The 10,714-nt window shown below is 63.3% G+C and carries 12 protein-coding genes; 7 read left to right on the top strand and 5 right to left on the bottom strand.

Features of this window, described 5'->3' with window-relative positions:
• Positions 1 to 257 precede the first annotated feature (257 nt).
• Positions 258 to 1,148: a HEPN domain-containing protein gene (locus B5X69_RS19705; RefSeq protein WP_245798816.1), complete on the bottom strand. Its 891-nt coding sequence runs from the start codon at positions 1,146 to 1,148 to the stop codon at positions 258 to 260.
• A 158-nt stretch (positions 1,149 to 1,306) separates the two neighbouring features.
• On the opposite strand from B5X69_RS19705, the gene B5X69_RS21620 reads away from it, so the two are divergent.
• Positions 1,307 to 1,477 (top strand): hypothetical protein, encoded by a 171-nt coding sequence (locus B5X69_RS21620; RefSeq protein WP_176141703.1) that lies wholly within the window; start codon positions 1,307 to 1,309, stop codon positions 1,475 to 1,477.
• Between the two features lie 72 nt (positions 1,478 to 1,549).
• On the opposite strand, the gene B5X69_RS19700 is transcribed toward B5X69_RS21620, so the two are convergent.
• The 3 genes from B5X69_RS19700 to B5X69_RS19690 form a co-directional block, all read right to left on the bottom strand.
• The gene (locus B5X69_RS19700) at positions 1,550 to 2,098 is read right to left on the bottom strand and encodes a pseudouridine synthase (protein WP_079640215.1); all 549 of its coding nucleotides are present in this window, start codon (positions 2,096 to 2,098) and stop codon (positions 1,550 to 1,552) included.
• Positions 2,099 to 2,205: 107 nt separating this feature from the next.
• Positions 2,206 to 4,038, bottom strand: a complete 1,833-nt coding sequence (gene typA, locus B5X69_RS19695) for a translational GTPase TypA (protein ID WP_079640218.1) — start codon at positions 4,036 to 4,038, stop codon at positions 2,206 to 2,208.
• A gap of 623 nt (positions 4,039 to 4,661) precedes the next feature.
• Entirely contained in the window at positions 4,662 to 5,315 is a 654-nt protein-coding gene (locus B5X69_RS19690) for a 5'-methylthioadenosine/S-adenosylhomocysteine nucleosidase family protein (protein ID WP_079640214.1), read from the bottom strand.
• Positions 5,316 to 5,414: 99 nt separating this feature from the next.
• Here B5X69_RS19690 and B5X69_RS19685 point away from each other — a divergent pair, with 99 nt between their 5' ends.
• From B5X69_RS19685 to B5X69_RS19675, 3 genes are all read left to right on the top strand, one after another.
• Positions 5,415 to 6,374, top strand: a complete 960-nt coding sequence (locus B5X69_RS19685; RefSeq protein WP_079640217.1) for a bile acid:sodium symporter family protein — start codon at positions 5,415 to 5,417, stop codon at positions 6,372 to 6,374.
• 63 nt (positions 6,375 to 6,437) lie between these two features.
• Entirely contained in the window at positions 6,438 to 7,649 is a 1,212-nt protein-coding gene (locus tag B5X69_RS19680) for a toxic anion resistance protein (protein WP_079640213.1), read from the top strand.
• 13 nt (positions 7,650 to 7,662) lie between these two features.
• On the top strand, positions 7,663 to 8,391 hold the full coding sequence (locus B5X69_RS19675; RefSeq protein ID WP_245798815.1) for a hypothetical protein: 729 nt from the start codon (positions 7,663 to 7,665) through the stop codon (positions 8,389 to 8,391).
• Positions 8,392 to 8,806: 415 nt separating this feature from the next.
• Here the strand turns inward: B5X69_RS19675 and B5X69_RS19670 are convergent, their stop codons facing one another.
• Positions 8,807 to 9,079, bottom strand: a complete 273-nt coding sequence (locus tag B5X69_RS19670) for a hypothetical protein (protein ID WP_079640212.1) — start codon at positions 9,077 to 9,079, stop codon at positions 8,807 to 8,809.
• 489 nt (positions 9,080 to 9,568) lie between these two features.
• Between B5X69_RS19670 and B5X69_RS19665 the strand changes: the two genes are divergently transcribed.
• The 3 genes from B5X69_RS19665 to B5X69_RS19655 all read left to right on the top strand — a co-directional run bounded on the left by B5X69_RS19665 (position 9,569) and on the right by B5X69_RS19655 (position 10,712).
• Positions 9,569 to 9,703, top strand: coding sequence for an entericidin A/B family lipoprotein (locus B5X69_RS19665; RefSeq protein WP_079640211.1), 135 nt, complete (start codon positions 9,569 to 9,571; stop codon positions 9,701 to 9,703).
• Positions 9,704 to 10,077: 374 nt separating this feature from the next.
• Complete coding sequence (locus B5X69_RS19660; protein WP_079640210.1) at positions 10,078 to 10,302, top strand: hypothetical protein; 225 nt, start codon at positions 10,078 to 10,080, stop codon at positions 10,300 to 10,302.
• 74 nt (positions 10,303 to 10,376) lie between these two features.
• Positions 10,377 to 10,712 (top strand): hypothetical protein, encoded by a 336-nt coding sequence (locus B5X69_RS19655; protein WP_079640209.1) that lies wholly within the window; start codon positions 10,377 to 10,379, stop codon positions 10,710 to 10,712.
• Positions 10,713 to 10,714: the final 2 nt, after the last annotated feature.

The raw sequence follows: 10,714 nt of genomic DNA, 5'->3' as shown, positions 1-10,714 counted from the left end.
ATCGGAACCCTGCTCGACGCCTTCTCGCCCAGCGAATGCGCCAACTACCTCAGAAACTCCGGGTACGCGTCAATCTAAGTGAAAACGAGTCTAGCGTATGCGGAGCGTTCAGCTTATTCCGAGCGGACGTTATTGTGCTCAAGACCGCCGCGCTCGCAAAGCACCCGCCGCACGATGTCAGGCGATCCGGGCGCTGCAAGTCCGAGATCAACTGCAGAGGCTTTCTCGACGCGCCGTAGCCGATCCCGCCACAGCAGTTAGAGTTCGGCCTTCTGCCGGAGGCCCTCAAGCCACTGGCGCGACACCGTCGCCACCATGTCGCGCAAGCTTGTCACCGCTGCCCTGATCGCCTGCAAATCCTCATTGTCGATAGCATATGCAGCCGAGTAGCGCGCCTCGACATAGGCGCGCTTCGCCAACTCGAAGCGCCGGCGGTCGAGCTTCGTCGCTCTCGGCCAGGCCTCCACGAGACGTGGCTCCCGGTCCTCAGCAAGCGAACGTAAAAACTTCAGATTATGGGAACGCGGGACATACTGGCTGCGAACTAGCAGATAGCAAGTGTAGGCGGTTTCGGCCGCCTGATGCAGATTGAACGCTGCATTCTTGGCCCACTCGGGATCAGTTTCACTTTCGGCGCAGGATACCGCTGCAAGCTTTAGCCACCGATCGACCGCCGGAAGTTGCTTGGCAAGGTATTCACTAGCCATTTCATAGGCATCGGTCGCCGTGAGCGGCATCGGAGCAGCGAGCTCACTCCCCGGAAGATCATAAAGCACGACGCCATCGCGCGCGATATCGACCCAAAAATACTCGCCGCGCTTCAGCCCGCGATTCACCTCGTCGAGCGTGTGGACGATGATGTTCACCGGTCGCGCGATCGCCGCATCGCGCATGATCTTATCCTCAGCCACGTACCAATAGTCCGCGATTTCGGTCAGATCCTTATGGCTGACGATGATCAGCAGGTCATAATCAGACTGATATCCGTTCTCTGGCTCGTCGACCCAGTCGTCGCGACTAAAACTCCCGAACAGGATAATCATTAGGATCTTGCCGTTCTTCTTCCACGGCTGCGTCGCCCGCGAAATCGCGACGGTAAACTCGTCCATCAAAATCCGCGTTGCCAGCGCCAGCTCTTCCTGATGCACCGGGGGCAGATGATCGACATCATTCTTCATCCTGGGAGTCTCGCTATATTCACGGTTCATGGCAAGAGCTCATCGCGCCAAAAGCTGCGTCGATCAGCCAGGGTCGGACGCTCAAAACTATGCCGAGCCGATCACTACGGCGCTTCTGCAGAGAGGGTGTGTCCAACGCCAATTCGACATCGCTGCGCGCTCGGCATTCGCCTCACTTCAAGATGAACGCGGAGGAACTGATCTGGATTAGCGGGCGCGTTGCTGTTCTCGAAGACCTCGTCGGGGCAATTTGCCGCGATCATCTCGCGGCGCTGGCTCGCGCGCGTGCCGCCGAGTGAGGCGGAATCGCTTTATACTCCTTCTCTCGGCAAGAGAGCTTCACTCGAAGCGTACTCGCCCGGGGGTGACCACTAGCGAGCGACCTCGCGCCATTCTCCCAGTCCGAGATCGCCAATCTCCCATTCCCCGATACGCCACCGTACCAGCCGCAGTGTCGGAAATCCCACGGCAGCGGTCATGCGGCGCACCTGGCGGTTTCGGCCTTCGGTGATGGTGAGCTCGATCCATGAATCGGCCACGTTCTTGCGATATCGCACCGGCGGGTCGCGGTTCCAAAGCGGGGGCGGATCAATGCGCCGGACAGCCGCGGGGCGGGTCGGGCCATCGTTCAGCTTGACCCCTGCGCGAAGCGCCGCGAGCGCGGTATCATCGGGCTCGCCCTCGACCTGTGCAAAATAGGTCTTTGGCATCTTGTGCCGCGGCGAGGAAATCCGGGCCTGGAGCGCGCCGTCGTCGGTCAGGATCAGAAGTCCCTCGCTGTCGCGATCGAGCCGCCCGGCGGGATAGACGCCCGGTACGTCGATATAGTCGGACAGCGTTGCGCGCGTCGTTGCGCTGCCGCGGTCGGTAAATTGCGACAGGACGCCGTAGGGCTTGTTGAAAAGGATGAGACGGCTCACGGGCGGCCCCTTTCGTGGCGGAAAGGCGAAAGTACCGAACGGTGAAGCGAGCGCGTCAAGAAAGAGCCAAAAGAAAACCGGCGGCCACTCGGCCGCCGGTCAGAACCTTATGCCGCTTCCTTCTTGCGGCTCGCCTTCTTGCGCTCGTGCGGGTCGAGGATTGCTTTGCGCAAACGAATATTTGCCGGGGTCACCTCGACCATCTCATCCTCGTCAATATAGGCGATCGCCTGCTCGAGCGTCATGCGCCGCGGGGGCGTCAGACGGATCGCGTCATCCTTGCCCGTCGATCGGAAGTTGGTGAGCTGCTTCGACTTCATCGGATTGACCTCGAGGTCCTCGGGCTTTGCATTCTCGCCGATGATCATCCCTTCGTAGAGCGCCTCGCCAGGCGAGACGAAGAGAATGCCTCGCTCCTCGAGGGGGCCGAGTGCATAGGCGACCGCCTCGCCCGCGCCGTTGGAGATGAGGACGCCGTTCTTGCGGCCCTCGATTGCGCCCTTGTAGGGGCCGTATTTCTCGAACAACCGGTTCATGATGCCAGTGCCGCGGGTGTCCGACAAAAACTCACCATGATAGCCGATCAGACCGCGGCTGGGGCCGCTGAAGGTGATACGCGTCTTGCCGCCGCCCGACGGGCGCATGTCGGTGAGTTCGGCCTTGCGGATCTGCATCTTCTCGACGACCGTGCCCGAATGCTCGTCGTCGACGTCGATGACGACGGTTTCATAAGGCTCGGTGCGCTGGCCGTTCTCATCGGTCTGGTAGAGAACGCGCGGCCGGCTGATACCGAGTTCGAAGCCTTCGCGGCGCATCGTTTCAATCAGAACGCCAAGCTGAAGCTCGCCGCGGCCCGCGACCTCGAAACTGTCCTTGTCGGCGCTCTCGGTCACCCGGATCGCGACATTGGTTTCGGCTTCGCGAAGCAGGCGATCGCGGATCATGCGGCTCGTCACCTTGCTGCCCTCGCGGCCCGCCATCGGGCTGTCGTTGACCGCAAAGCGCATCGACAGCGTCGGGGGGTCGATCGGCTGCGCGGCGATCGGCGTTGTCACGCTCGTGTCGGCGATGGTGTTCGCGACGGTCGCATTGGTCAGCCCCGCGATCGCGACGATATCGCCCGCGCGCGCTTCTTCGACGGGAACGCGGTCGAGCCCGCGGAAGGCGAGGAGCTTCGACGCGCGGCCCGCTTCGATGACCTTGCCGTCGGCGTCCAAGGCGTGGATCGGCTGGTTGACCTTGACCGTGCCCGACTGGATGCGGCCGGTGAGGATGCGCCCGATGAAATTGTCGCGATCGAGCAATGTCGCGAGAAAGGTGAAGGGACCATCCTCATCGAGCCCCGGCGCCGGGACATGGTTCACGATCGTCTGGAACAGGGGCTCGAGCGTGCCCTCGCGCGCTTCGGGGTCGGGCGAGGCATAGCCGCCGCGGCCCGAGGCATAGAGTATCGGGAAATCGAGCTGCTCGTCATTGGCCTCGAGCGTCAGGAAGAGCTCGAATACCTCGTCGAGGACTTCGGCGGCGCGGGCGTCGCTGCGGTCGATCTTGTTGACGACCACGATGGGCTTGAGGCCGAGCGCGAGCGCCTTGCCGGTCACGAACTTGGTCTGCGGCATCGGCCCTTCGGCTGCGTCAACGAGGAGGATCACTCCATCGACCATGCTGAGGATCCGCTCAACCTCGCCGCCAAAGTCGGCGTGGCCCGGCGTGTCGACGATGTTGATCCGCGTCGCGCTTTCGCCCTCACCCCATTCGACCGAGGTGCATTTGGCGAGGATTGTGATCCCGCGTTCCTTTTCGAGGTCATTCGAATCCATCGCGCGTTCCTCGACGCGCTGATTGTCGCGAAACGTCCCCGACTGACGGAAAAGCTGGTCCACAAGAGTGGTTTTGCCATGATCGACGTGCGCGATGATGGCGATATTGCGCAAAGACATGCGGGATAAGCCTTGATGGAAAGGGGCAGCGCGCGGAGCGCCGCGAAACGCCGCGCCCCTAACAGAAGCGCTGCTGCGGCGCAACAAAATTGCCGGGGATCTGCGGGCGGCCCCGCACGGCGATGACGCGGCGCGATAATCACCGCCTCTTCGGCGATAACCGGCGGTGTCGGTGTGGAAACGCGCTGCGCAGTAGATGCCAAGCCCACCTTCAAATCTTGGCCCCGTCCGCCCAAGGAGCGGGCAGAGATTTGCGAACAGCTTCGTGCGCGGTATCGGCCGCACCGGGATGAGGTCGAGCGCGGCGAAGCGCAGGTGGCGGGTCGCCTTTACATCCTTGAAGCAGAGGTTGGCGGCCGGGCCGCGATAGCCCGAAACAGCGCGCACCGGCCCCGGTGGCGGGACGAGATGCGCGTCGCTGCGCAGCATGTCGGCGAGGGGCAGCAAGTCGCCGACCGTTTCGCGATCGAAATATGCTTCAATAGCCGCAACCTCGGCCTGGGCCGGACCGCTGCGCGATTCCGCAAACAGGTCGGCCTTGGTCGGCTAGAACCGCCCGCGAAGGGGAGGGCCGAGCGCTATCACCACCGCCAGCGCGATTTGTCCGAGCGCCGCTTTGCCCTTCACAGCATCGCGACCAGCCGCTCAGCCCCATGCGCGGCAAGACCAGCAGCCCGAGCCAGATTGGTGTGAAAGTCGGCGCTGCTGTCTTCATTCGCCCCGTCGGTGACCGACTTGATCGCGGCCCAGGGTAGGCCAAGCCGAGCTGCCGCCTGCGCGACGGCGCCGACCTCCATGTCGACGAGCGATGCTCCAAGGGTTGCCGCGAGGTCACGAGCGGCATCGGGGCAGGCGATGAAGCTGTCGCCGCTTGCGATCCGCGCGTGTGCGAGGCCAAGCCCCGGGTCGACTATCGCCGAAAAATACGCCTCTCCCGGCTCTCCGACCGGCCATTCTCCAGCGCCGTATCGGCGGAACGCACCCGGATGCACCGCGCCATAATCATGTTGCACCGCCTCGGCGATCCAATAGGCGTGTCCCGCCTCCGCCCCAAGCGCACCGCAGGTGCCGATCATCAGCAGCAGGTCCGCCTCGGCGCCGAGCGCGCCCGCCGCGAGTGCGGCGTTGACCTTGCCGAGCCCGGTGGTTGCGATGGTCAGCTGGCGGCCGTGCGCGGCGAGACGGCGGACGGCAAACATGTCGCCATCGCGCGTCCCTTCGCTGGAAAAACACGCATCGGCTTCTTCAGCGAGCGCTGCGAGGAGAAGGATGTGCATCGCCCCCCCTAGCGGCAGCGCCTACCAAGCTGCAAGGATTCGCGTGCGACGTCCGGCCGCGCTTGCCAAGTGCCGCGCATCGCGCCATCGCTCGCGCCCATGCTATCGCGCATCTTCCCCGACCGCTTCGTACCCGTGCTGCTCGCAACCATCGGTCTTGCGAGCCTGCTGCCGGTGCGCGGCGAAGCGGTTCCCGTCGCTGAGGGCGTGTCGACGGCGGCCATCGTGCTGCTCTTCTTTCTCAACGGCGTGCGTCTGCCGCGCGACGAGGTGCTGCACGGCATCCGCAACTGGAAGCTGCAGGGCGCCAATCTTGCTTTCTGCTTCGTTCTGATGCCGCTCCTTGGCCTTATTGCACAGGCCGCGACCGCGCAGCTGGTGCCCGCGACGCTTGCGCTCGGCTTTCTGTTTCTCGGGATCCTGCCTTCGACGGTTCAGTCAGCGACGGCCGCGAGCAGCCTTGCGGGCGGCAATGTCGCGGCGAGCGTCGTCGCAGCCGCGCTGCTCAACCTTGTCGGGGTGATCGCCGCGCCGCTCTTGTTCGCTGCTCTCGCCGGCAGCGCCGCCGAGATCCACGGCGCGGCGGTGCTGCGCATCGCGCTCATCTTGCTCCTCCCCTTCCTCGCGGGCCAGGCCGCGCAGCGCTGGCTGCGCCCGTGGGTGCTCGCGCACCGCGGGGCGGCGACCTTCATGGACCGCACCTCGATCGCCATCGCGGTCTATGTGGCCTTCTCCGCTGCGGTCGTCGGGGGCATCTGGCGCCTCCTCGACGCGACCGAGATCGGCATTGTCTTTGCAGCTGTTGCGGCGCTGCTCGCTTTGTCGTTCAACGGCGCGTGGCAGCTCGGCCGCTCCCTCGGACTGGCAAGGCCCGACCGCATCACGCTGCTCTTCGCCGGAGCGCAAAAGAGCATCGCGGTCGGCGCTCCGCTCGCGGCGACGCTCTTCTCCTCAGCAACCGCCGGCATGGTGCTGGTGCCGATCCTCGTCTATCATATGGCGCAGCTGATCCTCTCTGCGTGGATTGCACCCTGGCTCAATCGCGCAGAGAAGGTGTAGTGCTTGAATAACACAGGTTCGCATGCCATATAGGCAGGCGGCATCGGGGTGGAAGGAAAAGGAATGAGCGAGAACACCGCAACGGCGACCGCGGCCGACGAGCTGAAACTGACGCCGCCCGAACCGCTGCCTCCGCTGGCGCCTGAAAAGGCGGCGGGGCTCGTCCCGCTCTCGACCGAACAGAAGTCGAAGCTGGAAGAGCGCGTCGACAGTTTCATCGACGACCTTGTTGCGCAGGACGAGAATTCGCCGGAATTTGGCAAGCGGATCGACCAGATTACCAATATGGGTCGCAAGGAAATGCTCGAGGCCGCAAGCCACTCGAACCGCTTCCTCGACCGCCCGATCAAGGCGATGGACCGCGACACCGACATCGGCCAGAATCTGATCGAGCTGCGCACCACGGTTGAGCGCCTCGACCCCTCGGCGAACGGCAAATTGCTGTCGAAGCGAGGCTTTCTCGACAAGATTTTCGGCAGCAGGATCACCAATTATTTCGCCCAGTACCGCAGCGCCCAGACGCATATCTCGGGCATCCTGACCGCGCTTGCCAACGGCAAGGACGAGCTGTTGATGGACAATGCCGCGATCGACGTCGAGCGCCGCAAGATGTGGGAATCGATGGGCAAGCTCGAGCAGATGATTCACATCGCCAACACGCTTGACCAACGCCTCGAAGCGAAGGCCGCCGAGCTCGACGGTACCGACCCCGCCAAGGCGAAGATCCTACGCGAAAATGCGCTTTTCTATGCGCGCCAGCGCACGCAGGACCTTTTGACGCAGATGGCGGTGACGGTGCAGGGTTATCTCGCGCTCGACCTCGTCAAGAAGAACAATGTCGAGCTGGTGAAGGGGGTCGACCGCGCATCGACCACCACGGTGGGCGCGCTCAAGACCGCGATCACCGTCGCGCAGGCGATGACGAACCAGAAGCTGGTGCTCGAACAGATCACCGCGCTTAACACCACGACCGCGAATATCATCGACGGCACGTCGAAGATGCTGAAGGACAATACCGCGCGCATCCACGAGCAGGCGGCGTCGAGCACCATTCCCATGGAAACGCTGAGCCGCGCCTTTCAGAACATCTACGACACGATGGATGCGATCGATACCTTCAAGCTGAAGGCGCTCGACACGATGAAGACCACCGTGAACGCGCTCGAGGGCGAAGTCGCCAAGTCGAAGGGCTATATCGCGCGCGCCGAGGGCGCGAGCCAGGCGCAGGCGAGTGTCGGCGGCGCGGAGAGCCCGCTCGCCGCGCTGGAAGCCTGAGGGCGCAATGGCGATGAGCGAGGTCGACCGTACCATCATTGCGGGACAGGCCGCGATCGAGCGCTCGCGCGAGCGGCGGCGCCCGGTCGGCACCAAGAGCCTGGCGCTTCGCCGTCAGCATCTCTTCAAGAAGATCGGCCGCATCGCGATAGGCTTTGGCGCGGTTCTGATCGCGGCCGCGCTCTTCGGTGCGCTGATCCAGCCCCTCGGGTTCACCGGCATCATGGCGGTGACGCTGCTGCTGATCGGCATTGCGGTGGTCTTCGGCAAATGGCCGCCCTTTTCCGAGCCGCGCCAGCAGGATCTGCCCAAAACCGATCTCAAGCAGCTCGCGGGGCGCGCCGAGATCTGGCTTGAAGCGCAGCGCCCGGCGCTCCCCGCCCCGGCGCGCCAGCTCGTCGACGGAATTGGCGTTCAGCTCGACCTGCTCGCGCCGCAGCTCCAGACGCTCGACCCTTCCGAACCTGCCGCGGCGAACATCCGCAGGCTGGTCGGCGAGGATTTGCCTGAACTTGTTGCGGGCTATCAGCGCATCCCCGCGGGCCTCCGCAGCGAGGCGCACGCCGGGCGCACGCCCGACGAGACGCTGGTTGGAGGGCTCAAGATGCTCGAACGCGAGATCGGCGAGGCGGCGCGCAATCTTGCTGCGGGAGAACTCGACAAGCTTGCGACGCGCGAACGCTATCTCCAGCTCAAATATGATGGACTGGAGGCCGAAGACGGGCCGGGCAAGATCGCCTGACCCCTCCGCCCTCAAGCCTGGCGCCAGCGCGGCCCGCGAACCCGAGCGGGACGAGGGGCAGCGGAAACACAAGCTTCCATTGCGCAGGGTCCGAGAAAGGCGCGAGAGCGTGGTGGCCGAGAGCAAGCGCAGCGCCGCGAGCAGCGCCTCCAGGGTGAGCGCTTCAAAGGTGAAACTTCGTCAGAAGCGCCGCTGCGCGCCTCCCTAAGCGGCCCCGGGCGGTACCCGTGCAGGGTGCCATTCCAGTCGCAGAACTCTGTACCACGGCGGCTTCAATATGAGCCTGAGGCCGCCCACCTCGGGCGAGCTTGCCGCAAAAAGTGGAGGAGGGCAGAGCGTTAAGCGAGGGCGCCCCATGATCGCGCGCATTGCCTTGCGGCCTTTATTGTCGCGAGCGCGGGGACTTGACCCTGGATTACGTCGTCGCGGGGCCCCCGTCCTGACGGCCCCGCATATCGGAGACGTCTCGAGATGATGTGACGAAGCCAGGTGTCGGCAGCAGTTTCCAGACTGCCCCGTCCTTGCTCATCCGCACCAGCAAGCGGTCGGATTCCCAAAGTTCGACATGGATGCCATCGCGCTCGTTTCGGGCGACCTGAAAAGCTTGATCCGGGCTGTCCGCCTTGAACTCCACGCGGCGAGGAGTGCCCGACGCATCGTCGAGCAGCAACAGATGATATGTACGCATTATAGCTCCATTCTGACAAGAGCTAGCGCCACCGGGCTCTCGGCATCAATCAATCGGCTGGCCGCATGTAACGGGTCGACTACGGCACAGCCGGAACCACGAAAGCCGATCTAGGGTAGGCCCGTAGTCGTCTTGCGAGCATAGCATGAAAAAGTCCGGGAACCTAATCGGCGGTGTTCGCCGCCATCCCAACGCCCCCGAAGGCCGACTTTCGAGCCTCGTCCGCAGCTTAACCTTGAAATCCGTAGATCTTGGGGGCGGGGCAGGACGCCAGAGGGTGGATGGCGAGGGGCGGAAGAAGCGCACCCCCTCATCCGATCAAGTCTTGCGGACCGGTCGTGAGCGAATCGGCTCGGCTGACCGCGCGTGTCGGGCGATACATCATCGAGACCGGTCCGGTATGCCGTGACGACGGAACAATTGGACTAATCGCTCGTTGTCGAGTTGCCTAAATGGAGGGTCGTTGCCTTCCCCCGTGGGAGAGAGAGAATGAAAAAGCTTCTGACAATATTCGCCATGAGTGGCTCGTTGTTTCTCGTGTCTGCCTGCAATACAGTCGAAGGCGCTGGTAGAGACGTTGAATCGGTTGGTGAGTGTGCCGATGGTGTCCCCGGCAACTGCTAATTTTATTAACTATTTGACGGAATCGGGGACGCCTCGCCTCCACCATTGGCGAAAACGCCCCCTTTTCGTTAAAAATTGGTCGAATGGTAGCACGTCCCACTTAGGAGCCGACGTTTTAGGAGAAAACGACTTCCAGATTTCTTCAGCTGGGGCGTGCGCTCAATGTCGGTGTGTCATCCCGCAGCGGCGAAGCGTTGGAACCGTCGGAGAAGCCGGCATAAGTGGCATATCAAGGAGGGCGGCAAACCCGCTGAGCCCGCTAGGTTAGCCGCCTTGATTGCGGCATGATGGTCCAAGGAGCGCGCCGCTGGCCGTTGCCCATCGGCGCGCTCTAAAATGTCCAATGGTTCGCGCCGGGTCACCATATCGAGCAAGTGCCTGCGGGCCACTTCGCTGCAAATGACAGCTATCGCTTCTGGGAAGCGGTCGAACCCTTTCCCGATGTCGGCATCCAGATCGTCGCCAGTTTCAAGATCGGGAGCGAAGGCGTCGATGAGGTCGATCTCGATTCCGTGCTGCGAACCAGCTCGATCTTCGTTGCCGGCCTGATCGCCAAAAGTCGGGAGCATCTTGCCGCCGTCGCACCGGCACAGCCCTGAACAGCGAATGTCGCCATGCTATGCCTACTGCCACGGTGCGCGCGAATCATTCGATGCGGCATGAGGATTGCCGGATGGCTCAGTCGCATTTTTTCGCTTCAATCGCAGGGCGGCACGCGACCCTCCCGCAAAAGGCTGACGTGATGGCGCGAACGCCCTCGCAGCCTCCGGCGGAACCTCGAGGCTTCTTCGAGCGGACGCGGTTCGAAGGGATATTGTCGGGTCACGGCGCCAGTATTCCGATGGGCTTCTACGCGTCGATCGACCAGCTCGGCGTGTTGCGCCTCGAACTCGATCGCATCCCATTTTCGCGCGAGTGCTGCGCGACAAACAAGGTGAGAATTGCCGACAAACAGGGGCTCATCCGCAAATTTGGTGCAGCCTGGCCGACGAGGCCTTTGGAAGCCTGATC

The sequence above is a fragment of the Sphingopyxis flava genome (genome assembly GCF_900168005.1).
GTDB lineage: Bacteria > Pseudomonadota > Alphaproteobacteria > Sphingomonadales > Sphingomonadaceae > Sphingopyxis > Sphingopyxis flava.
The sequence above is the reverse complement of the archived record's forward strand: the minus strand, read 5'-3'. Positions and strand labels throughout refer to the sequence as shown.